Origin of the sequence: Seonamhaeicola sp. NFXS20, assembly GCF_049132085.1 — a bacterium.
Classification (GTDB): domain Bacteria; phylum Bacteroidota; class Bacteroidia; order Flavobacteriales; family Flavobacteriaceae; genus Seonamhaeicola.
Map to the genome: position 1 here is coordinate 71,908 of NZ_JAFMPU010000005.1, position 22,510 is coordinate 94,417.

A 22,510-nucleotide genomic window follows, 5' to 3' on the forward strand; every position below is an offset into this window, starting at 1 on the left:
TTGTTTAAATTTGTTAAACAAAATTAAGTTTGTGCCCTCTTAATCAAAATGTTTTATGAAAGGACCACTTTTTTATTCTAAAATATTACTCTTTGGAGAATACGGTATTATCAAAGACTCCAAAGGTTTATCTATACCTTATAGTTTTTACAATGGGGCATTAAAGACAGATAAAAATCTTTCAGGAAAAGCTAAAGAATCAAATGAAAGTTTAAAGAGGTTTACTCAATATTTAGAAACTTTAGATGCTAGTTTGGTTAGGTTTGATTTAGAGGCCTTAAACAAGCATGTTGAAGCTGGTATGTACTTTGATTCTTCCATTCCTCAAGGTTATGGTGTGGGTAGTAGTGGTGCTCTAGTAGCAGCTATTTATGATAAGTATGCTCAAGATAAAATTACGGTTCTTGAAAATTTAACAAGAGAAAAGTTACTTAAGTTAAAAGCAATTTTTTCGGCTATGGAATCTTTTTTTCATGGCAAGTCTTCAGGTTTAGATCCGTTAAATAGTTATTTAAGCATTCCTATTCTCATCAATTCAAAAGACAATATAGAAGCTACCGGAATTCCATCACAAAAAACAGATGGCAAAGGCGCTGTGTTTTTATTAGATAGTGGCATGATAGGAGAAACCGCGCCTATGATTAGGATTTTTATGGAAAACATGAAGCAAGAAGGGTTTCGTAAAATGATTAAAAATCAATTTATAAAACATACAGATGCTTGTGTTGAAGATTTTTTAAAGGGAGATATAAAATCGTTGTTTTCAAATACTAAACAATTGTCTAAAGTGGTGCTTAACCATTTTAAACCTATGATACCAAAGCAATTTCATGACCTTTGGAAAAAAGGACTAGAAACCAATGATTACTATTTAAAGCTTTGTGGCTCTGGTGGTGGAGGTTATATTTTAGGTTTTACAGAAGATTTACAAAAAGCAAAACAAGCACTTGCGGGTCATAAATTAGAAGTAGTTTATAATTTCTAATATCTTTATTTACCCTTAATTTATCTCAGGTTTTCACCAAATTTAGTTTCTATGCTATCAAGACAACAGAAACATATTTTGCTAAAATTCTTTAGTATGTTTTCTGTTATTAGAGGCTATAACATTTTAGTTGTAGTTGTAGCACAATATTTAACATCAATTTATATTTTGGCATCAAATATCCCTTTAAGAGAGGTTGTTTTTGATGTTAATCTTTTTATAATAGTGTTAGCATCAGCAGCTACTATAGCAGGTGGTTATATTATTAATAGTTTTTACGATTCAGAAAAAGATTTAATCAATCGCCCTATAAAATCAAAGTTAGATAGGTTGGTTAGTCAAAACACAAAACTGTCATTTTATTTTGTGCTTAATTTCTTAGCGGTAATTATGGCAAGTTATGTATCTTTTAGAGCCGTAGTATTCTTTTCTTTTTACATTTTTGGTATTTGGTTTTATTCACATAAACTTAAAAGATTACCATTTATAGGTAATTTAACATCGGCAACATTAACTATAACTCCTTTTTTTGCCATTTTTATGTACTACAAAAATTATGAAACCGTCATTTTTGTACATGCAACCTATTTGTTTTTAATAGTCTCTATGAGAGAACTTACCAAAGATTTAGAAAACATAAAAGGAGATTTAGCTCAAGATTACCATACCATACCTATAACTTACGGAGAAAAAGCTTCTAAAATAATGCTTACTACACTAGCAGCATTAACATTAGTACCTACTTACCTTTTGCTTTTTCGTTTTCAAATTGGGTACATGTATATATTTTTTTATTTAGGTATAGTACTACTTTTTCTTTTTTTAATCATACTATGGCGTTCTAAAACAAAAATTCATTATCTCATACTTCATAATATTTTAAAATTTATTTTGCTTGCTGGGGTATTTAGTATTTTACTAATTGATGTTGGTGTAATTTTAAACCGTATTTAATTTTTTTTTTTGAGTGTTACCACGCTGCAATTTTTAATGCGGGTTTTATAATTGGTTAGCATAGATAAAAATTATAAATAGGTGGTCAAAAATCGTCAATCGTAAATTAAAGTATATCTTTGCAAAAAATTAGTGTTTATGAGCAAGCAACAAGGTAAAGGACAAGGAAAATCTTCAGGAAGATTTAATAAAAATAAATCTAAAGGAGTATTAAAAACAAGTGCTTCAGCCAAAAAATCAAACAGCAATGAAATTAGGTTAAATAAGTACATTGCTAATGCTGGTATTTGTTCTCGTAGAGAGGCCGATGTTCATATAGCTACAGGCTTAGTATCAGTAAACGGTAAAGTAGTAACAGAAATGGGTTACAAAGTAAAACCTACCGATGAGGTTCGTTATGATGGTGCTAGAGTAAACCCAGAGCAAAAAGCCTATGTGTTATTAAATAAACCTAAAGGATTTGCAACAACCACTAGTGAGGGTAAAGGACGCACTGTTATGGATTTAGTTGCTAATGCTACTTCTTCAAGAATAAAACCTATTGGGCGTTTAGGCAGAAACTCTAAAGGCTTGTTATTGTTTACAAATGACATTGAAATTGAAAATAAATTTAAAAACTCTAAAAATGGAGTGCCACGTCTATTTCATATAGAATTAGATAAAAACTTAAAACTAGAAGATTTAAAGAAAATCCAAAATGGCTTTAAAATTCAAGGAAAACTCATTTCAGTAGAAGAAATTAGTTATATAGATGGTGCTTCAAAAAAAGAAATTGGTTTAAAAATTAAAAATACTGGTAATACTATTATTCGTACCATTTTCGATTACTTTAACTATGATGTTATAAGTATAGATTGTGTAGCCATTGCGCACCTTACCAAAAAAGATATTCCGCGCGGGCACTGGAAACACCTTTCAAAAGAAGAACTCTCTATGCTACAAATGTTATAAGTTAACGTATAAACTTAAAGCCGTTTTACTTTCTAAATAAACTTAACAATTACATAATATTACGGTACACTTTTTTGTATTTCATTTGTGCTAAGTTTAATTTAAATGCATTGGTTGAAAATTTTATGTTTGAGTTTCAGAAATATTTTTTAAATTGAACCTATATTTTTAGTATTTGTTTTAAAAAATAACCCCAAAGTAAAATGATACGTAAAATTGTAGATTACCAAAAGTTGAATGAAGATATCCTGAATCTTCTTGTAGAGAAGTTTCCTGATGGTTATGATGATGACCATATAATTTCATTTAGGAATGCTAAAAATGAAGTTATAGAGGCTGTTGAAGTGAGAACTGAAGACACCATTTATTTGGTAAAAGTAGGTAAACGCTTAGTACAGGCAATGCAAGATTTTGGTGATGAAGATGATACAGATGATGTAACAACAAGTACACCACCTGCTCCAGAAGCAGATTTTGATAAAGAAGCAGATTAGTAATATTGATTTTGATTAGTTAGATGAAAACCGCGGTTTTTAAGTCTTATCAAGATGGTTATTATACATTTTGGTTTGACAATGGAGACGAACTTTCTTTTGAAGAAGTTCACCCAAAAGCATTGTACAAGTACAATTTAAAAGAAGATGAATCTTTTATAGACAAAACATTTAAACTTTCCTATTCAGAAGTTTTTGATGATTTAGATGATTCTGTAATTTACAGAATAGAGTCACTCACTTTGCTTTAAGTTTGTTTTATAAATATCCCAAAAGAATACGCCATACACAATAAGGTATTCTATAGCAATTACAATAAGGTTTTCATGCTTATTGGCATTGCCTGTTTGTATATATGCTAAATAACTTAAAACAATAACAAAGCTCCACACTAAAGGAAATTTATACTTGGTAAAAACAGACAAAACAAGTAACGTAGCAACATACCAAGGGTGTACTGTGGTGGCTGTAAAGTAATAAAAGCTTAATACCAGCAACATAGCAGTAATAAGCGTTATAGGCGTTTTATTTTTTCTAAAAAAGGATATAATAAGTACAAATAAAACAACTACAACCGGAATTATTTTTCCAATAACAGCAATTTGGTTATAACCTGTAAAGGCATAACCAATTTCTCGAGCAATATAGTATAGGCTTGCATTAAACTCAAAGTTTTGAAACCAAAGCGCCACAGTTTCTGTGTAGTTTGAAATGAATTGACTTGAAAAAAATGGCGCAAAAAGTAAAAGCGTTACACCACCAACAATAGCATAAAATAAAATAAGTTTAGTTATTCCTTGTTTGTTACTTGTAGTATTTGAAGTAAACCACTGTAAAAACAAAGGCAAAAATATTAACGGAATTAATTTTGTAGAAATAGATAAGGCTAAAACCACAGCAGCCCATGCCCATTTACCAGAAACCAATAAATATAAACTCCAAATTAAAAAGAAAATCATAACACCTTCAAAGTGTAAATTTCCGGTAAGTTCTACAATAATAAACGGATTTAAAATATACAAAAAAATAGTATGAACAGGTTGTTTTAGTATTTGTAAAAGCTTTTTACCAAAGTAAAGGATTCCAAAATCGGCAGCTATAATAATTAGGCGTAACCCAATTACAGAACTTAAAATACTTGTTCCGGGAATTAAATTTGAAAGCACAAAACAAAATTGATTAACAGGAGGGTAATTGGTAAAATGACTAGCGTTAAGCTTACCCATACCCACATACAATTCCATTTTATTTTGAAAACCACTTAACAAACCTTGAGATATTTGATGTTCGGGAGTAGATAAATAAGGATTAAGACCCAAAATGGTCATGTTGCCATCCCAAATAAAACGGTAAAAATCTTGTGATAAATTAGGGATAGCCAAAATAAAGATGGCTCTAAACAGGAATGCTATAACAGTTAAAACTTGGGTGTGCTGTTTATAGGTTTTTAAAAACCAATAAAAACACACAAACAATGCTGTGTAAAGCCCTATAAGTTTTAAGTATTGTGTGCGCTCTAAGCTATATGCAAAAGCAATATAAAGCACACAACTAATTAATACTAACAGTAGTGTTTTTTTATATGTTTTTAAAACCGATAGGTTGAGTTGCATAAGCCAAATATAACATTATTGTGTATGTTACCAACAAACTGTAAGACTGAGCCTGTAGAAGTCTTATTTTAGGCATTTCACCAAAGTATTTTTGGTAAAACCTAAAAGATTTTAGGTAATAAAACTTAACCTTTGGTTGTTTGCTTAGTTAAAACCTTACTTGATGTTGTCAGGAAAATTTTCTAACTTCGTTTGAGGACGAATATGAGTTATTAAAAAAACAACTATGTACTTGGATTGTAGGTGTAAGAGGAAATAACCAACTAACATATGGAATAGTTAATTGTAAATATTAAATTATATTTGTCTAATGGCAACAAGGGTTGAAAATATAAATTCTGATATTATAAACTGGGCTATTACTCGTGCGGGTAATAGTCTAGAAGAATTTTATGCAGAAAATCCTGATGTTTTAGATTGGGTAGAAGGAAATAAGAAACCTACTATAAAACAATTAGAAAACTTCACTCATAAAGTTCACGTGCCTTTTGGCTATATGTTTATGAATGAACCACCTAAAGAGGAAATTCCTATACCCTTTTTTAGAACTGGAGCAGAACCAAGAGATAAAGTTTCTTTAAATGTTTATCATACTATCCAAATTATAAAAGACCGACAAAATTGGTTGACAAACTATCTGAAAGAAAGTGGTTATCCTGATTTAGATTTTGTTGGAAAATACAATGACAGCTCTGATTATAAAGAAATTGCAAATGACATCAGGAATACTTTAAAATTACCTGTTAATTGGGCTAGCAAACTTGATACTTGGGAGCAAGCTTTAGATTATTTGACATTACAAATTGAGGAAATTGGGATAATTATCAATTTTAATGGAATTGTAGGAAACAATACTAGAAGAAAAATTTTAGTTGAAGAATGTAGAGGTTTTGTTTTAGTAAATAATAAAGCACCTTTTCTATTTATAAATTCCGCAGATGCCAAGGCCGCTCAAATGTTTACTCTAATACATGAAATTGCTCATATATGGTTAGGAGAAAGTGCTGGGTTTGATAATAAACAAATGCTTCCAGCTGATGACCCAACGGAATTATTATGTGATAAAGTTGCTGCAGAATTTTTAGTACCTGAAATTTTCTTTAGAGAAAAATGGAATAGCAGTCAAAATATAAAATATTTAAGTAGAGTTTTTAAAGTTAGTCCAATTGTAATTGCAAGAAGAGCATTAGATTTAAATTTAATTGCTAGACCTTCTTTTTTTGAATTTTATAACAATTATATAGCTGAATTTAAAAACAAAAAAGAAAATCAAAGTTCTGGTGGTAATTTTTATGCAACTGCTAAAAAGAGAATTAGTTTAAGATTTGCTAGTTATGTTAATAATGCAGTAAACGAAAACAATCTTTTATATAGAGATGCTTATAAATTAACTAGTCTAAAAGGTAACACATACGAGAAGTTTATTAATGAATATCTATATCAAGTATGAGTAAATACATTGTAGATTCAAACTTCTTTATACAAGCTCATCGTTCAATTTATCCTCTTGATGTTGTTCAAAGTTTTTGGGTAAAAGTCAATGTATTATCTCAAAATGGAATTATAGTAAGTATCGATAAAGTAAAAAAGGAAATTTACGACAATTCTTCTCACGAAGATGAACTCAAAATATGGTGTGATTCTAATTTACCAGACGATTTTTTTATTAATACAGATACTGTTCTTCAAAATTATATTTCTATTGTAAATTGGACGAACTCGATGTCTCATCATTTCACACCAAGTGCGATCCAGGAATTCCTTGAAACTGATTTAGCAGACCCTTGGCTAGTTGCTTTCGCTATGAGTAATAATTGGACTATTGTTACTTATGAAAAAAGCCAACCTGAAAGAAAAAACAGAATAAAAATACCTGAAGTTTGTAATCAATTTAATGTAAGGTATATTGATACAATCCAGATGTTTAGGGAATTAAACGAAAGTTTTTAAATTAATAATTCCTATATCATAATTTATTATTACTTGTTTATTTACAAAACAGTTAAACCAAACCTCCCAAAATCAATACTATTTATTTTGCTAAATAGAACTTAGCAAACTACCGCGTTAAGGATAGTAGTGGAAAGCCCACAGTGAGGTACGAACGAGGACTTGCAACGGATAGCCTGACCCGATAGGGTAACGCCCAAAAAATATAAACAAAAAAAGCACTTAAAAAGTGCTTTTTTATACGGACGTCTCTGTAGTTTAATTGTGTATTGGCGACTAACTCAAATAATTAAATGATGGTTGACTGTCCTAAATGTATGTTTGTAAAGTTTAAGTTTGTTTCGTCTGGGTTGTTTATAAAATCTTCTATAAAATCGCCCACTTTACTAGTGCTAATATTATCGTATTTTGTGTTTAAATCTGGTGTGGTTATGTGTAGTTTTAATGATTTATCTACACCTTCTCTTACTAAAGCAGCTTCATCATACAATCCAAAATGTTCTAGTAACATAGCGGCACTTAAAATAGAAGCAATTGGGTTGGCAATTCCTTTATTAGTGGCTTTGGTATATGCTCCGTGAATAGGCTCAAACATAGCGTGTTTGTCGCCAATAGAGGCCGAGGCTAATAACCCAATAGAACCTACAATAACACTGGCTTCTTCTGATAAAATATCACCAAACATATTCTCTGTTAAAATAACATCAAACTGGCGAGGGTTGATAATAAGTTCCATGGCGGCATTATCAACAAACAAACAATTTAAAGTAACGTCTGGGTATTGTGTAGCAATTTCGGTTACTACACTACGCCAAAGTCTTGAACTGGCTAGTACATTGGCTTTATCTACCAAAGTTAATTTACGTTTTCTGCCCTGTGCTGCTTTAAATGCTAAATGCGCAATGCGTTCTATTTCAGAACGTTTGTAAGCACAAATATCAGAGGCTTCAGTATTACTAAATTTCTTTTCGCCAAAATAAATACCACTGGCTAATTCTCTGTAAATAAGAATATCGGTACCTTTTATTTGCTTTACTTTTAATGATGATTTGTTTAGTAAATCTTCGTAAGCAATTACGGGTCTTATATTGGTATAAAGATCAAAAGTTTTTCTAAGTCCTAATAAGCCTTGTTCTGGTCTTATTTCTGCTGTAGGGTTATCATCATATTTAGTATTACCAATAGCACCAAATAAAATAGCATCTGCTTTATCGCAAATGCTAATGGTTTCTTCTGGTAAGGGGTTGCCTGTTTTATCAATGGCACTAGCGCCAACTAAAGCTTCATTGAAAGTGAACATATGGTTAAACTCCATAGCAATAGCTTTCAAAACCTTGACGGCTTGAGCAGTGACTTCTGGCCCTATGCCATCACCTGGTAAAACGGCTATGTTTAACTTCATCCCTTTTTATGTTATAATATTTAAGACGACGTAATTTCGTTATAAACAGAAGTCGACTCAATTATTTGATGAATATCACTATCGTTAATTTCTTTTTTCTTATCGGCAAATTCTAAGAATTTACTATAAACTTCATCTAACTGAAGTTTTGTTAATTCATACCCAACATTTTTAGCTCTGTAAGCTAAGGCAGCTCTACCACTTCTTGCAGTTAATACAATAGCAGATTCTGTTACACCAACAGCTTTAGGGTCTATAATCTCGTATGTTTCACGGTTTTTAATAACCCCATCTTGATGAATTCCAGAACTATGAGCAAAGGCGTTGGCACCAACAATAGCTTTGTTTGGTTGTGTGTAAATACCCATACTATCAGATACTAATTGGCTAATACCGTAAAGCATTTCAGATTTAATTTTGGTATCTAAATTTAGGTAAGGGTGTTGTCTTAAAATCATGACTACCTCTTCTAAAGCAGTGTTTCCTGCACGTTCCCCAATACCGTTAATAGTACACTCAATTTGGCGTGCACCGTTAATAACACCTTCAATAGAATTGGCTGTTGCTAAACCTAAATCGTTATGGCAATGGCATGATAAAATAGCTTTATCTATACCTTTAACGTTTTCTTTTAAGTATTTAATTTTAGCACCATATTCACTTGGTAAACAGTATCCCGTAGTATCTGGAATGTTTAAAACTGTTGCTCCTGCTTTAATTACTGCTTCACAAACTCTAGCTAAATATTCGTTATCTGTTCTACCAGCATCTTCGGCATAAAATTCTACATCTTCCACAAAAGATTTTGCATAACTTACAGCTTTTACAGCACGTTCTATTATGGCTTCTTGGTTAGATTTGAATTTGAATTTTATATGAGATTCTGAAGTGCCTATTCCTGTATGGATTCTAGGAGTTTTAGCATGTTTTAATGCTTCAGCAGCAACTTTTATATCGTTTTCAACAGAGCGTGTTAAGCCACAAACGGTTGCTGATTTTACAATTTTAGAAATTTCTTCAACCGATTTAAAGTCGCCAGGACTAGAAACAGGAAACCCAGCTTCAATGATGTCAACACCTAATTGATCAAGCTGTTCAGCAATAACTAATTTCTGCTCTGTATTTAACTTACATCCAGGTACTTGCTCGCCATCGCGCAACGTAGTATCAAAAATTTGAACCTTATTATCAGACATTTATTTAAAATATATTTTCTAATTCTTTTACGAATGTATATTTTGGTTTCGTAAAACACTTAACTTTATATACTTTTTTACGATGTTTAACTACTTCCGTGTTAAGTTAATTAGTTGTTATTCAGTAATTTAAACTTGTTTTTGTAACTATGACAAGAGAGCAAAAAGATAATTTGTTTGTATTGGTAAAGTCACTGTCTAAATCAGAAAAGAGACAGTTTAAACTTTATGTGGGTAGATTGGGGGTAAACGAAGACTCTAAATTTTTAACCCTGTTTAATATTTTAGATAAATTACAAAAATACGATGAGGCAACTATTTTAAAAAAAGGCATTGTTAAAAAACAGCAGCTCTCTAATTTAAAAGCACATTTATATAAACAAATTTTAATTAGTTTACGCTTAAACCCATCACATAAAGATGCTAGAATTCAAATTAGAGAACAGTTAGATTTTGCTACTATTTTATATCATAAAGGCTTATACAAGCAAAGTTTAAAAATTCTTGAAAAAGCCAAAAATATGGCTATTGCTAATGAAGAAAAAAATATTGCCTATGAGATTGTAGATTTAGAAAAAATTATAGAAACTCAATATATTACACGCAGTTTAAGCAATAGAGCCGATGAGTTAACAGTACAAGCTAAAGAATTAAGCCAACAAAACGTGGTAGCAAGTAAGCTCTCTAATTTGTCGTTACAATTATATGGCTTGTTTTTAAAAACAGGCTACGTTAAAAACGACTCAGAACACAAACGTATTACAGAATATTTTCATGCCCGCTTGCCTGAGTATGATATTAATACATTGGGTTTTAGAGAAAAGTTATGGCTTTACAAAGCACATTTGTGGTACAGCTTCTTAACCCAAGATTTTTTAGCTTGTTACAAATACGCCTTAAAATGGGTTACACTTTTTTATGATAATAAAGATATGATTGTGCTTAACCCGGTGTTCTTTATGAGAGGAAATCACTATTTATTAGAGTCCTTATTTTATTTGCGTAAGTATGAAAAATTTAAAGAATATTTAGAAAAATTAGAAACAGTTACTAAAGAAAAATGGTTCCCCGTAGATGATAATATTGATGGATTAGCATTTCTTTATATTTATACCAATAAATTTAATTTACACTTTATTGAAGGAAGTTTTAAAGAAGGCTTATCATTAATTGATGAAGTATTAGTAAAGCTTAAAAATTACAGAAACCGAATTGATGAGCACCATGTAATGGTATTATATTACAAAATAGCAAGTATGTATTTTGGTGCAGGTGATAATAAAAGATGTATCCGATTTTTAGATAAGATAATTAGTAATAAATCACTGCAAATGCGCGAAGATTTATTATGTTTCTCAAGAATTTTAAATTTAGTTGCACACTACGAAGCAGGTTTAGATTATAATTTAGATGTACTCATAAAAAGTACTTATAAGTTTTTAATTAAAATGGAAGACTTATATGAAGTGCAAAAAGAATTCATTAAGTTTTTACGTAACCTTGGAGACATTTATCCACAAGATGTAAAAAATGAGTTTATTAAACTTCATAAAAAGCTTAAAGAGTTTGAAGATGACCCTTATGAAAGTAGAGCATTCCTGTATTTAGACATAATTTCTTGGTTAGAATCTAAAATTGAAAGTAGACCTATAGGCGATGTAATTAAAGATAAATTTGAAAAGGGTTTGAATTGAAAATAAAAAATTTTTCAATAAAAAATTAGGATTTTAATTTTTCTGAACCAATATTTGCAAAACAAAAGTTCAACTCACGTATTGAAATGTTATCAAGAAAGGTGGAGGGATTAGACCCAATGAAGCCTTAGCAACCCTTTAAACTTATTAAAGAAGGTGCTAAATTCTACTTAAACTACCAATTCATTTATTGGTGTTTGGATAGATAACTTAACAAAATTACTTCCTGTAATTTTAAAATTTCTTTGTAACATTTTTCTATGGTAAGTACGTTAGTAATAACGCATTTTGGCTTTTGAATTTATATAATAAATCAAAAAAAAATTAGAAAAATGAGCGATTTAAAATTAGAAACAAACGCATTACACGCAGGACACGATGTAAAAGCAACTGGAGGAACCAGAGCAGTGCCTATTTACCAAACAACTTCGTATGTTTTTAACAATTCAGAGCATGCAGCTAACCTATTTTCATTACAAGAGTTAGGGTTTATTTACACACGTTTAAATAATCCTACCAACCAAATATTACAAGAACGTTTAGCGGCTGTAGAAGGCGGTATAGGCGCTGTGGTATTTGCTTCTGGTACAGCAGCTATTTCAACAGGATTGTTAACACTTTTAAAAGCTGGAGACCACATTGTAGCATCTAGTAGTTTATATGGAGGTACTTACAATTTGTTAAGCGTTACTTTACCTAGGTTAGGTATTACAACAACCTTTGTAGATGCTTCAAACCCAGATAATTTTGCCGAGGCAGTACAAGAAAATACGCGTGCCTTTTTTGTAGAATCTTTAGGGAATCCTAAATTAGATGTATTAGATTTAGAAGCTATTGCTGCACATTCTAAAGCGGCCGGGGTGCCATTTATTGTAGATAATACGGTGGCAACACCAGCACTTTTAAACCCTATTAAACATGGGGCAAATATTGTAATTCACTCCTTAACAAAATATATTGGCGGACAAGGAACATCGCTTGGAGGTGCTATTATTGATGGTGGTAATTTCGATTGGTCTAACGGAAAATTCCCAGAATTCACAGAACCATCACCAGGGTATCACGGTTTAAAATATTATGAAACTTTAGGAGCTGCTTCATACACTTTCAAATTAATTTTAGAAGGCTTACGTGATTTTGGTGGCGCTATGAGTCCTACCAATGCCTTTAATATTATTCAAGGATTAGAAACCTTATCTGTTAGAATAAAACAACACAGTGAAAATGCGTTGGCTTTAGCAAAATGGTTAGAAGAACAACCAGAAGTGGCTTGGGTAAACTACCCTGGGTTAGAAAGTAGCAAATACAAAACATTGGCCGATAAATATTTACCAAAAGGCCAAAGCGGAATTGTTACCTTTGGAGCTAAAGGTGGTTTTGAAGCAGCTAAAACTATTGCAGATAAAACAAAATTATTTTCATTGTTAGCTAATATTGGAGATACTAAATCTTTAATAATCCATCCAGCAAGTACAACACACCAACAATTAAATGAAGAAGAGCAAGCATCGGCAGGTGTTACGCCAGATTTAATTCGTTTGTCTGTGGGTATTGAAGATTTAGAAGATTTAAAAGCAGATTTAAAAGCAGTATTTGCTGAAGTATAAATTAAGAAGAAACAACAAGTTGGAAAACGAGTTACAACATATCATTATAAAAAACTACAGGACCGAAAGTGGCGTCCTAAACCCTGAAATAAAATTAAGTTATCAGGTGTTTGGGAAACCACTTGGTTCTGCGCCTGTTGTGTTGGTAAATCATGCCTTAACAGGAAATAGTAATGTGGCCGGAAAAGATGGTTGGTGGAAAGATTTAATTGGTCATAACAAGGTTATAGATACCAAACTATACACGGTGCTTGCTTTCAATATACCTGGGAATGGTTTTGATGGTTTTATTATTGAAAACTATAAAGATTTTGTTGCGCGCGATGTAGCAAAATTGTTTTTACAAGGTTTAAAAGAACTAAAAACTGGTAAAATTTTCGCTACTATTGGCGGTTCTTTAGGTGGTGGTATAGCTTGGGAAATGGCAGTATTACAACCTAATTTTTCAGAACATTTAATTGTAGTGGCAACCGATTGGAAATCTACCGATTGGTTAATTGCTAATTGCCAAATTCAAGAACAGTTTCTACTAAATTCTAAAAACCCTGTGCATGATGCCAGAATGCACGCCATGTTGTGTTATAGAACACCAGAGTCTTTCAAAGAGCGCTTTCAGCGTACTAAAAATGACGATCTTGAAATTTTTAATGTTGAAAGTTGGCTACTACATCATGGCAAAAAATTGCAAGAACGGTTTCAGCTGTCAGCCTATAAATTAATGAATCAATTATTGAAAACGATTGATGTTACAAAAGGAAGATCGAGCAACTTTAACGTGTTAGAGAACATAGAAGCTAAAATTCATATTGTTGGTGTAGATTCAGATTTGTTTTTTACTGCTGAAGAAAACCGCGAAACACACAAACAATTGGCGTTAACACATCCAAACGTAACCTACAGCGAGATACACTCGGTACATGGGCATGATGCCTTTTTAATGGAATATGACCAACTTGAAAAAATAATAGAAGGCATTTTTGTGCCAAATTCTAAAAGACGAAGAATGAAAATATTGAAGTTTGGAGGGAAATCTCTAGCTAATGGAAAGGGTTTAGAAACCGTACTTTCAATTATTGAAAATAAGGTAAAAGCAGGAGAGCGTATTAGCGTTGTAGTTTCTGCTCGTGGTAATGCAACCGATGACTTAGAAAATATTTTAAACAAAGCCATAAAAGGTGAAGACTATAAAAATGAGTTAGAGGCTTTTAAAGCTTACCAATCAGAGCCTTTAAAAACTATAGATTTCTCTGAAGAATTTTCGGTGCTTGATAAATTATTTGAAGGTATTAGTCTGTTGCGTGATTACAGCAAAAAAACCAAAGATAATATATTGGCTCAGGGCGAATTGTTAGCTGTAAAGCTTATCACTCAATTATTAAATGAAAGAAGTATTGAGGCCAAAGCAGTAGACTCGCGCGAGTTAATTAAAACCGATGAATCTTTTGGTAATGCACAACCGCTTTCAAAAGTATCTAAAGAAAACACCAAGGCGTATTTCAAAAAAAATAATGATGTTGTAAATGTAGTTACGGGGTTTATTGCTTCAAATTTAAAAAACGAAACTACTACCTTAGGTAGAAACGGTAGCAACTATACAGCGGCTCTTTTAGCTAATTATTTAGATGCCGAAGAATTGCAAAATTATACCCATGTAAGCGGTATTTATACGGCAGATCCAAGTTTGGTGCCAGATGCACAACAAATAAGGGAACTTTCGTTTAGTGAAGCTAACGAACTTGCTAATTTTGGCACATCGGTTTTACACGCAAAAACTATCATTCCACTGGTTGAAAAAAATATCAACTTACGTATTTTAAACACATTTAACCCAGAAGATGAAGGTACGCTTATAACTGCAAAACCTAGCACCAAAGAGGTAACATCGTTATCGGTTTTAGAAAATGTAGCGCTTCTTAATTTAGAAGGAAGAGGGTTATTGGGTAAAATTGGTGTTGATGCCAGAATTTTTGGAGCCTTAAGTAATTACGGTATTAGTGTGAGTATTGTGTCTCAAGGCTCTTCAGAACGTGGCATTGGACTTATCATTGATGCAGACCAAGCTACTCAAGCAGTTATTGCTTTAGAGCGTGAGTTTGAAAGCGATTTTTACTCACAAGATGTTAATAAAATAGATGTGGTGGATGATGTAGCAGTAATTTCTATTGTTGGTATTGAATTAAGTTCGTTCCACAAACCATTTAACGCTCTAATTAAAAACCAAATTACACCGTTATTGTTCAATAATACCGTTACAGGAAAGAATGTGAGTTTGGTAGTTAAGGAGTCCGATCTTAATAAAGCATTAAATGTAATACATGGTGAAGTTTTCGGAATTTCAAAAAAGATAAACATTGCCATTTTTGGTCATGGCGGCGTTGGTGGTGCTTTAATAAATCAAATTTTAAAGTCTAAAGACGATATTGAAAAACGCAAAGGCATTAATTTAAATGTGTTTGCCATTGCTAATTCTAAAAAGTTATTGCTAGATAAAAAAGGTGTAAATTCTAACTGGAAAGAAGCCATTGCTTCAAGTGCTTTAAAAAGCTCTATTGATGATATAATTACTTATGCTAAAAATCATCATTTAGAAAATTTAATAGCAGTAGATAATACAGCAAGTTCAACCTTCTATCAAAATTATATTCCTTTAATTGAAGCTGGATTCGATTTAGTATCGTCTAACAAAATAGCCAATACCATTTCTCACGACTTTTATAGAGAATTACGCGAACAACTTGATGAAAACAAAAAGGAGTATCTTTATGAAACCACCGTTGGTGCGGGTTTGCCGTTAATTGATACCATAAAGTTGTTGCACGAATCGGGCGAAAACATTACACGTATTAGAGGTGTGTTTTCTGGGACATTAAGCTATTTGTTTAATAACTTTTCGGTGCAGGATAAACCGTTTAGTGTTATTGTTCAGGAAACTATCGATAAAGGCTTTACTGAACCAGACCCAAGAGAAGATTTCTCAGGAAATGATGTGGCTAGAAAGCTTTTAATTTTGGCTAGAGAGTTAGATTTACAAAACGAATTTGAGGATGTTTCGGTATTAAATTTAATACCTGAAGCCTATAGAGATATTTCGGTTGAAGAATTTTTAGGGCAACTAGATGTTTTAGATGAACAATACCAAAAGATAAAAGAAGCGCAAGAACCAGGGCACGTGTTAAGATACGTTGGTGATTTATCAGGCGATTTATCGCAAGATAAAGGCAATTTAGAAGTAAAATTAGTATCTATTCCAGAAGATAGCACCTTGGGGCATGTAAAAGGTAGCGACGCTATTTTTGAAATTTTTACAGAAAGTTATGGCGAACAACCTATAGTAATTCAAGGTGCTGGCGCAGGTGCAGAAGTAACTGCTCGCGGCGTTTTTGGAGATATTTTAAGGTTGTCTAAACATATTAATTGAAATTTATGAGCAAGAAAAAGCATTTTGAAACCGAAGCTATACGTACACAATCTGAAACTACACAGTTTTCAGAACATTCGGTACCCTTATATTTAACTTCAGGTTTTGTGTTTGATGATGCCGAAGAAATGCGGGCTTCGTTTGCTGAAGAAAAGCAACGCGATTTATACAGCAGATATAGCAATCCTAATGTTAACGAGTTTGTAGATAAAGTTTGCGCTATGGAAGGTGCAGAGGCAGGTTTTGCATTTGCTAGTGGAATGGCAGCGGTGTTTTCAACATTTGCAACTTTGCTAGATGCAGGAGATCATGTGGTGTCATGTAGTTCGGTATTTGGAGCTACTCATGGTTTGTTTACCAAATATTTTCCTAAGTGGAATATTGAATGCTCCTATTTTAACATTAATGAGGTTGAACGTATTGAAGACCTAATTCAACCTAACACCAAATTTATTTACGCCGAAACGCCCACAAACCCAGGTGTTGATGTGTTGGATCTAGAATTTCTAAGTACCATTTGTAAAAAGCATAATTTATTATTAGTTATAGATAATTGTTTTGCAACACCATATTTGCAAAATCCTATTAAGCAAGGTGCAGATTTAGTAATTCATTCTGCTACTAAATTAATGGACGGACAAGGACGTGTTTTAGGGGGGATAACGGTTGGGAAAAAAGAACTGATTAGAGAAATATATCTGTTCTCCAGATTAACAGGACCATCCATGAGTCCGTTTAACGCTTGGGTATTATCAAAATCGTTAGAAACCTTAGCAGTTCGTGTAGAAAAACATTGTGACAATGCCTTAAAGTTAGCAACTTATTTAGAAACGCATCCAAAGGTAAAATGGGTAAAATATCCGTTTTTAAAGTCACATCCAAAGCATGATATTGCTAAAAAACAAATGCGTTTAGGAGGTAACATTGTAGCCTTTGAGGTAAAAGGTGGTTTAGAAGGCGGACGCACGTTTTTAGATAGTATAAAAATGTGTTCGTTGTCGGCCAATTTAGGAGATACCAGAACTATTGTAACGCACCCGGCAAGTACTACACATGCAAAAGTAGAAGCAGAAGTGAAAGCTGCTGCGGGTATAACAGATGGTATGGTGCGTGTTTCTGTAGGCTTAGAGCATGTAGATGATATTATTGCAGATTTAGAACAGGCTTTAGAGAGTTAAATAGTCTCATTTTAAGGTGGTTAAAAATGAAAAAGTGTCATTTTTAATTAAGAATTTTTTAAGATTTTATGTCAACTTTTCATTATAAAGGGTGTGATTCACATTAAAAATTAACTTAAGCTAGTTTGGTACTTTTTTTGCCTTTATAACAATGTCTTTTTGAGGTGAATCAGCATTTTCTACAATGGTTTGCTTTAATAAAGAAACTTTTTAGAAGATGCTGTTTGTAACTTTTCTAGGCAATCAATTTTTTGTTTAATTATTAATTATTTGTTATGGAAGTAATTGATAAGAATGAAAAAGTTTTAAATCTGTCTCAACAATCATCTTTTAAACTTACAGAACTAAAAATGGATGTGAAAGACAACGTTTTAACAGTTCGTTTAAAAGCACCACTTTTAAGTCCTAATAACTATGTAGTTGATGTTTCTGACGGAATTCTAACACTTAAAGTAATGTTAGCCAAAATTGAAACTAACTATGGTGAAATTAAAAAGAAACCAATTTTTGTGGAATGCTTTTTAGTGCTACCAAATAGCAGTTTTAATAGTTTGCTAAACTCTCAATATTCAAATGGGGGACTGTACATTTCCATAGCACAAAACACACCAAAAACGTTATTGTCTTCAGATGCAATAACTGGTATAGCCTAAGTATCTAATAAAATTATTTGTTTAACTAAAATTTTAAATTATGAGCAATCTAGTAACAACTAAGAAAAATGGAAATTTGGCAAAAGTTGATAGATTTGCTGATTTCCCTGCATGGTCTAATTGGATAGATAAAATGTTTAGCACTGATTTTCCTTCTATTATGATGCCTAATTTCAATACAGGAATGACTCTGCCAAAAGTTAATATTAGAGAAACTGCAGATGCCTTTTTTGTAGATATGGCAGTTCCTGGAATGAAAAAGGAAGATTTTACTATAAATTTAGACAATGAAGTATTGTCTATTTCCTCAGAAATTCAAACAGAAGATAATCAGGTAGAAGATAATCATATCCGTAAAGAATATGGTTACTCATCATTTAAGAGAACCTTTTCATTACCTGAGTATATTGATGAGTCTAAAATTAACGCCACTTATAAAGAAGGTATTTTAAGTGTTCACCTTCCTAAAAAGGAAGAAGCAAAACAAAAACCTCCTAAAACAATTAAAATTTCATAAAACAAAAAAACCTCATTTTTTAAATGAGGTTTTTTTAATCTTCAAATGTTTATATTAGCACCATGCTTTCTAAAAGAACTAAATACGGATTAAAGGCCTTAACCTATATTGCCAAAAAAGAGGGAGATCAACCAGTTAGAGTTGTTGAAATTGCTGATAGTGAAAATATTCCTCAAAAATTTTTAGAAAGTATTTTATTAACCTTGAAAAAAGCCGGATTACTTGGTTCTAAAAAAGGAAAACACGGTGGTTATTACCTAAGAAATGAACCATCTAAAATACAAATGACAGATGTTATGCGTGTTTTAGAAGGGCCAATAGCCATGGTGCCTTGTGTAAGTTTAAATTATTACGAAAAGTGTGATGATTGTCCAGATGAACATCAATGTAGTGTTCATAAGCTTATGATTGAGGTGAGAGACAGTACTTTAAAAGTATTCAGAAACACTACTCTAGCAGATTTAGCTCTTAATTAGCTTGATAAATTCTTAAATTTTTAAGGATTTCATGTTTATTTTGTACCAATTACCCGAAAAATATTCCATTATTCTAAAAACTTGTTGATGTTGTTTGTTATGTAATAAAAAGTATTACTTTTGTAATCCCTACTAAATTGATAGGGTTAATATAAAATAATGGCAAATGATAGCGCAAATGTTATTAAAGAGTAAACAAAAAACTACTTATAAAGAGGATAGTGTTGGAGAAAAACCTATACGCAGTGTGGCTAAAGCACTTAGTTGGCGTATTGTTGGTACTTTAGATACCTTGTTGGTGTCTTATATATTAACAGGAAAAATATCGCTTGCAGCTTCTATAGCTTCAGTAGATTTTGTTACAAAATTAATTTTATACTTTTTCCACGAACGTTTTTGGAATCTTATTAAGTGGGGAAAATAATATATAAAAGATATGTTTAAAGAAGAGCAAATACAAAGTTTAAACAAGGAATTTAAAAAAGCTTCTCCTGCTGAAATCATAAAAAAGGCACTAGAGCTTAATGATAAAGCAGTGGTAACAACCAATTTTAGACCTTATGAAGCTGCTATTCTTCATGCTGTAAATTCAGTGAAAAATAAAATTCCTGTGGTATGGTGTGATACAGGTTATAACACACCGCAAACGTATAGGCACGCAGAACAAGTAATAAAAAATTTAAACTTAAATGTGTTTTTATATGTGCCAAAACAAACAACAGCACATAGAGATGTAGTTTTGGGTATACCAAGTGTAGATGATCCTAAACATGCAGAATTTACAGAACAAGTAAAATTAGAACCTTTTAGACGTGCCATGGAAGAACATAAACCAAACGTTTGGTTTACAAACCTGCGCCAAGGACAAACTGCTTTTAGAAACAGTATTGATATTTTTAGTTTAAGTGCCGATGGTGTTTTAAAAGTAAGTCCGTTTTATTATTGGTCAGACGAAAAACTCGATACCTATTTAGAAGAGCATAATTTACCTAACGAATTTAAATATTTCGATCCAACAAAAGCATTAGCAAATAGAGAGTGTGGTTTACACGCTTAAAAATATAATTATGAAGAAAGATACATCGCATATCAATTCGCTTGAAAACGAAGCAATTTATATCATGAGAGAAGTAGCAGCTCAGTTTGAAAAACCTGTGTTGTTATTTTCTGGAGGAAAAGATTCAATTACATTAGTAAGATTAGCAGTAAAAGCATTTTACCCAGCCAAAGTACCTTTTCCTTTATTGCACATTGATACGGGGCATAATTTCCCAGAAACTATAGAATTTAGAGACAGACTTGTAAAAGAATTAGGATTAGAACTAATTGTTAGAAATGTGCAAGATTCTATAGATCAAGGAAAGGTGAAAGAAGAATCAGGACGTTACGCAAGTAGAAACATGTTGCAAACTACTACACTTTTAGATGCACTTGAAGAATTTAAGTTTGATGCCGCAATAGGTGGTGCCAGACGAGATGAAGAAAAAGCAAGAGCTAAAGAACGTATATTTTCAGTTCGTGATGATTTTGGTCAATGGGATGAAAAAAATCAAAGACCAGAGTTGTTTGATATGCTTAATGGTCAAATAGATTTAGGACAAAATGTACGTGTATTCCCCATTTCAAACTGGACAGAACTAGACGTTTGGTCTTATATAGAAAAAGAAAACATAGAAATTCCTTCAATTTATTTTGCACATAAGCGTAAAGTATTCCTAAGAGATGGCATGATTTGGTCTGCAGAAGATGGTATTGTGTACCGTGATGAAGAAGAAGAAGTAATTGAAGAAATGGTGCGTTTTAGAACAGTTGGAGATATGAGTTGTACCGCAGCAGTTTTGTCTGATGCTACAACCATTACAAAAGTAGTTGAAGAGATTAGAGATTCTTCAATTTCAGAACGTGGTGCGCGTATTGATGATAAACGCTCTGAAGCAGCCATGGAAAAACGTAAACAACAAGGGTATTTCTAAAAATTTGCTTTAGCAAATTTTACCTTTAACTATTGGTTTTTAGCCTTTAGTGAGTAATTAAAATGAATTTATAATAGGCTAATAGCAAATAGCTAAAAGCCAACAGCCAAATAAAAATGGAAGTATTAAAAATAGCAACAGCAGGAAGTGTAGATGACGGGAAGAGTACCTTAATTGGGCGTATTCTTTACGATACAAAATCATTAACTACAGACAAACTTGAAGCCATAGAAAAAACAAGTAAACAGCGTGGTTATGATTACTTAGATTTTTCTTTAGCTACAGATGGTTTGGTTGCCGAGAGAGAACAAGGTATCACCATTGATGTGGCACATATTTACTTTTCAACTAAAAAGAAAAGTTACATTATAGCAGATACTCCTGGACATGTAGAATATACTAGAAACATGGTAACAGGAGCATCAACTTCACAAGCATCTATTATTTTAATTGATGCCAGAAAAGGTGTAATAGAGCAAACTAATCGTCATTTTTTCATTAATAATTTACTGAGAATAAAAGATGTTGTTGTAGCTATAAACAAAATGGACTTGGTAGATTATTCTGAAGAAGTTTACAATAAAATTAAAGCCGATTTTGAAGAATTAATGAGTAAAAGAGATTATCAAGATCAAACTATTTCATTTATTCCCGTAAGTGCTTTAAAAGGAGATAACGTAGTTAATAAATCTGATAAAATGCCTTGGTATAAAGGAGAGGCACTTTTAGAGCATTTAGAGAAATTAGACAAAGCCGATATCTTTAATGTAGGTACACCACGTTTCCCAGTGCAATATGTAATTCGTCCTAAAACAGAAGAATTTCATGATTTTAGAGGCTATGCAGGAAAAGTGTATGGAGGTAATTTAAGTGTAGGAGATGAGGTTGTTGTGTTACCTTCTCAAACAAAATCTAAAATAAAAGAAATTTATTTCTATAATGAAAAGTATGAAACGGCATCAAGACGTTCATCAGTTACTATTACTTTAGAAGATGATATTAATGTAAGCCGTGGCGATATGATTGTTAAAGAAGGAGATTTACCAACTATTGAAAAACAGTTTACTGCCAATGTTTGTTGGATGGACTCTAAGCAATTAACACCAGGTACTAAATACATTGTGCAACATGGTGTAAATAAAGTTTTAGCTAAGGTAGATACCATTCATCATAAAATTAACCCAGATTATTCAGGTATAGAAGAAGGTGTGTCTGGTTTAGGTATGAATGATATCGCTCAGGTTAGTTTCAAACTAAACAAGCCTATTTTCTATGATAAGTTTAAAGATCATCGTACAAACGGGTCTTTCATTATAATAGATTCACAATCAAATAGTACGGTAGGGGCAGGTTTCATTCAATAAAATTATGGTCTACCGTAAAGACTAAAAAAAGAAACGGAAAAAGAAAAAAGGAAAACACTAAAAAATCCTTTCTATTTAGTTAGGA

At 32.0% G+C, this 22,510-nt stretch carries 21 protein-coding genes and 1 riboswitch; of the genes, 18 read left to right on the top strand and 3 right to left on the bottom strand.

Annotated features, from left to right (window positions below):
* Positions 1–55: 55 nt before the first annotated feature.
* From J1D01_RS09005 to J1D01_RS09025, 5 genes are all read left to right on the top strand, one after another.
* The gene (locus J1D01_RS09005; protein WP_372936509.1) at positions 56–985 is read left to right on the top strand and encodes a mevalonate kinase family protein; all 930 of its coding nucleotides are present in this window, start codon (positions 56–58) and stop codon (positions 983–985) included.
* 51 nt (positions 986–1,036) lie between these two features.
* Positions 1,037–1,939, top strand: a complete 903-nt coding sequence (locus tag J1D01_RS09010; protein ID WP_421150611.1) for a geranylgeranylglycerol-phosphate geranylgeranyltransferase — start codon at positions 1,037–1,039, stop codon at positions 1,937–1,939.
* A gap of 138 nt (positions 1,940–2,077) precedes the next feature.
* On the top strand, positions 2,078–2,890 hold the full coding sequence (locus tag J1D01_RS09015; protein ID WP_372938829.1) for a pseudouridine synthase: 813 nt from the start codon (positions 2,078–2,080) through the stop codon (positions 2,888–2,890).
* Positions 2,891–3,093: 203 nt separating this feature from the next.
* Positions 3,094–3,384 carry a hypothetical protein gene (locus J1D01_RS09020; protein ID WP_372938828.1) on the top strand — a complete coding sequence of 97 codons (291 nt, stop codon included), beginning with the start codon at positions 3,094–3,096 and terminating at the stop codon, positions 3,382–3,384.
* A gap of 23 nt (positions 3,385–3,407) precedes the next feature.
* The gene (locus tag J1D01_RS09025; protein ID WP_372938827.1) at positions 3,408–3,635 is read left to right on the top strand and encodes a hypothetical protein; all 228 of its coding nucleotides are present in this window, start codon (positions 3,408–3,410) and stop codon (positions 3,633–3,635) included.
* Here J1D01_RS09025 and J1D01_RS09030 read toward each other — a convergent pair.
* On the bottom strand, positions 3,618–4,997 hold the full coding sequence (locus J1D01_RS09030; RefSeq protein ID WP_421150612.1) for a mannosyltransferase: 1,380 nt from the start codon (positions 4,995–4,997) through the stop codon (positions 3,618–3,620). The two genes, J1D01_RS09025 and J1D01_RS09030, sit on opposite strands and share 18 nt — an antisense overlap.
* A gap of 310 nt (positions 4,998–5,307) precedes the next feature.
* On the opposite strand from J1D01_RS09030, the gene J1D01_RS09035 reads away from it, so the two are divergent.
* Entirely contained in the window at positions 5,308–6,447 is a 1,140-nt protein-coding gene (locus J1D01_RS09035) for an ImmA/IrrE family metallo-endopeptidase (RefSeq protein ID WP_421150613.1), read from the top strand.
* Positions 6,444–6,947: a DUF4411 family protein gene (locus tag J1D01_RS09040; protein ID WP_421150614.1), complete on the top strand. Its 504-nt coding sequence runs from the start codon at positions 6,444–6,446 to the stop codon at positions 6,945–6,947. Before J1D01_RS09035 ends, J1D01_RS09040 begins: the two co-directional genes overlap by 4 nt.
* Before the next feature lie 289 nt (positions 6,948–7,236).
* Here J1D01_RS09040 and leuB read toward each other — a convergent pair whose 3' ends face one another.
* Both leuB and J1D01_RS09050 read right to left on the bottom strand, forming a co-directional pair.
* Positions 7,237–8,349, bottom strand: coding sequence for a 3-isopropylmalate dehydrogenase (gene leuB, locus J1D01_RS09045; protein WP_372935682.1), 1,113 nt, complete (start codon positions 8,347–8,349; stop codon positions 7,237–7,239).
* 20 nt (positions 8,350–8,369) lie between these two features.
* Positions 8,370–9,545 carry a 2-isopropylmalate synthase gene (locus J1D01_RS09050; RefSeq protein ID WP_372935684.1) on the bottom strand — a complete coding sequence of 392 codons (1,176 nt, stop codon included), beginning with the start codon at positions 9,543–9,545 and terminating at the stop codon, positions 8,370–8,372.
* 149 nt (positions 9,546–9,694) lie between these two features.
* Here J1D01_RS09050 and J1D01_RS09055 point away from each other — a divergent pair, with 149 nt between their 5' ends.
* The 11 genes from J1D01_RS09055 (at position 9,695) to J1D01_RS09105 (ending at position 22,425) form a co-directional block, all read left to right on the top strand.
* Positions 9,695–11,239, top strand: a complete 1,545-nt coding sequence (locus J1D01_RS09055) for a hypothetical protein (RefSeq protein ID WP_372935686.1) — start codon at positions 9,695–9,697, stop codon at positions 11,237–11,239.
* A gap of 86 nt (positions 11,240–11,325) precedes the next feature.
* Positions 11,326–11,451: riboswitch (SAM riboswitch) on the top strand.
* Between the two features lie 120 nt (positions 11,452–11,571).
* Positions 11,572–12,846: an O-acetylhomoserine aminocarboxypropyltransferase/cysteine synthase family protein gene (locus J1D01_RS09060; RefSeq protein WP_372935688.1), complete on the top strand. Its 1,275-nt coding sequence runs from the start codon at positions 11,572–11,574 to the stop codon at positions 12,844–12,846.
* A 19-nt stretch (positions 12,847–12,865) separates the two neighbouring features.
* The gene (thrA, locus tag J1D01_RS09065; protein WP_421150700.1) at positions 12,866–16,264 is read left to right on the top strand and encodes a bifunctional aspartate kinase/homoserine dehydrogenase I; all 3,399 of its coding nucleotides are present in this window, start codon (positions 12,866–12,868) and stop codon (positions 16,262–16,264) included.
* Positions 16,265–16,269: 5 nt separating this feature from the next.
* Positions 16,270–17,442: a trans-sulfuration enzyme family protein gene (locus J1D01_RS09070; RefSeq protein WP_372935690.1), complete on the top strand. Its 1,173-nt coding sequence runs from the start codon at positions 16,270–16,272 to the stop codon at positions 17,440–17,442.
* 275 nt (positions 17,443–17,717) lie between these two features.
* Positions 17,718–18,095, top strand: a complete 378-nt coding sequence (locus J1D01_RS09075; RefSeq protein WP_372935692.1) for a hypothetical protein — start codon at positions 17,718–17,720, stop codon at positions 18,093–18,095.
* A 40-nt stretch (positions 18,096–18,135) separates the two neighbouring features.
* The gene (locus tag J1D01_RS09080; RefSeq protein WP_421150615.1) at positions 18,136–18,612 is read left to right on the top strand and encodes an Hsp20/alpha crystallin family protein; all 477 of its coding nucleotides are present in this window, start codon (positions 18,136–18,138) and stop codon (positions 18,610–18,612) included.
* A 62-nt stretch (positions 18,613–18,674) separates the two neighbouring features.
* Positions 18,675–19,088: an RrF2 family transcriptional regulator gene (locus J1D01_RS09085; protein ID WP_372935695.1), complete on the top strand. Its 414-nt coding sequence runs from the start codon at positions 18,675–18,677 to the stop codon at positions 19,086–19,088.
* Positions 19,089–19,254: 166 nt separating this feature from the next.
* Entirely contained in the window at positions 19,255–19,512 is a 258-nt protein-coding gene (locus tag J1D01_RS09090) for a DUF2061 domain-containing protein (protein WP_076699591.1), read from the top strand.
* Positions 19,513–19,524: 12 nt separating this feature from the next.
* Positions 19,525–20,145, top strand: a complete 621-nt coding sequence (locus J1D01_RS09095) for a phosphoadenosine phosphosulfate reductase family protein (protein WP_372935698.1) — start codon at positions 19,525–19,527, stop codon at positions 20,143–20,145.
* Positions 20,146–20,155: 10 nt separating this feature from the next.
* The gene (cysD, locus tag J1D01_RS09100) at positions 20,156–21,061 is read left to right on the top strand and encodes a sulfate adenylyltransferase subunit CysD (RefSeq protein ID WP_372935700.1); all 906 of its coding nucleotides are present in this window, start codon (positions 20,156–20,158) and stop codon (positions 21,059–21,061) included.
* Between the two features lie 116 nt (positions 21,062–21,177).
* Complete coding sequence (locus tag J1D01_RS09105) at positions 21,178–22,425, top strand: sulfate adenylyltransferase subunit 1 (RefSeq protein WP_372935702.1); 1,248 nt, start codon at positions 21,178–21,180, stop codon at positions 22,423–22,425.
* The last annotated feature ends 85 nt before the right edge of the window (positions 22,426–22,510 follow it).

Excerpts from the sequence above, each read along its gene's own strand:
- J1D01_RS09005 (WP_372936509.1), top strand. The coding sequence starts at position 56 with ATGAAAGGACCACTTTTTTATTCTAAAATATTACTCTTTGGAGAATAC.
- J1D01_RS09010 (WP_421150611.1), top strand. The coding sequence starts at position 1,037 with ATGCTATCAAGACAACAGAAACATATTTTGCTAAAATTCTTTAGTATG.
- J1D01_RS09015 (WP_372938829.1), top strand. The coding sequence starts at position 2,078 with ATGAGCAAGCAACAAGGTAAAGGACAAGGAAAATCTTCAGGAAGATTT.
- J1D01_RS09020 (WP_372938828.1), top strand. The coding sequence starts at position 3,094 with ATGATACGTAAAATTGTAGATTACCAAAAGTTGAATGAAGATATCCTG.
- J1D01_RS09025 (WP_372938827.1), top strand. The coding sequence starts at position 3,408 with ATGAAAACCGCGGTTTTTAAGTCTTATCAAGATGGTTATTATACATTT.
- J1D01_RS09030 (WP_421150612.1), bottom strand. The coding sequence starts at position 4,997 with ATGCAACTCAACCTATCGGTTTTAAAAACATATAAAAAAACACTACTG.
- J1D01_RS09035 (WP_421150613.1), top strand. The coding sequence starts at position 5,308 with ATGGCAACAAGGGTTGAAAATATAAATTCTGATATTATAAACTGGGCT.
- J1D01_RS09040 (WP_421150614.1), top strand. The coding sequence starts at position 6,444 with ATGAGTAAATACATTGTAGATTCAAACTTCTTTATACAAGCTCATCGT.
- leuB (WP_372935682.1), bottom strand. The coding sequence starts at position 8,349 with ATGAAGTTAAACATAGCCGTTTTACCAGGTGATGGCATAGGGCCAGAA.
- J1D01_RS09050 (WP_372935684.1), bottom strand. The coding sequence starts at position 9,545 with ATGTCTGATAATAAGGTTCAAATTTTTGATACTACGTTGCGCGATGGC.
- J1D01_RS09055 (WP_372935686.1), top strand. The coding sequence starts at position 9,695 with ATGACAAGAGAGCAAAAAGATAATTTGTTTGTATTGGTAAAGTCACTG.
- J1D01_RS09060 (WP_372935688.1), top strand. The coding sequence starts at position 11,572 with ATGAGCGATTTAAAATTAGAAACAAACGCATTACACGCAGGACACGAT.
- J1D01_RS09070 (WP_372935690.1), top strand. The coding sequence starts at position 16,270 with ATGAGCAAGAAAAAGCATTTTGAAACCGAAGCTATACGTACACAATCT.
- J1D01_RS09075 (WP_372935692.1), top strand. The coding sequence starts at position 17,718 with ATGGAAGTAATTGATAAGAATGAAAAAGTTTTAAATCTGTCTCAACAA.
- J1D01_RS09080 (WP_421150615.1), top strand. The coding sequence starts at position 18,136 with ATGAGCAATCTAGTAACAACTAAGAAAAATGGAAATTTGGCAAAAGTT.
- J1D01_RS09085 (WP_372935695.1), top strand. The coding sequence starts at position 18,675 with ATGCTTTCTAAAAGAACTAAATACGGATTAAAGGCCTTAACCTATATT.
- J1D01_RS09090 (WP_076699591.1), top strand. The coding sequence starts at position 19,255 with ATGATAGCGCAAATGTTATTAAAGAGTAAACAAAAAACTACTTATAAA.
- J1D01_RS09095 (WP_372935698.1), top strand. The coding sequence starts at position 19,525 with ATGTTTAAAGAAGAGCAAATACAAAGTTTAAACAAGGAATTTAAAAAA.
- cysD (WP_372935700.1), top strand. The coding sequence starts at position 20,156 with ATGAAGAAAGATACATCGCATATCAATTCGCTTGAAAACGAAGCAATT.
- J1D01_RS09105 (WP_372935702.1), top strand. The coding sequence starts at position 21,178 with ATGGAAGTATTAAAAATAGCAACAGCAGGAAGTGTAGATGACGGGAAG.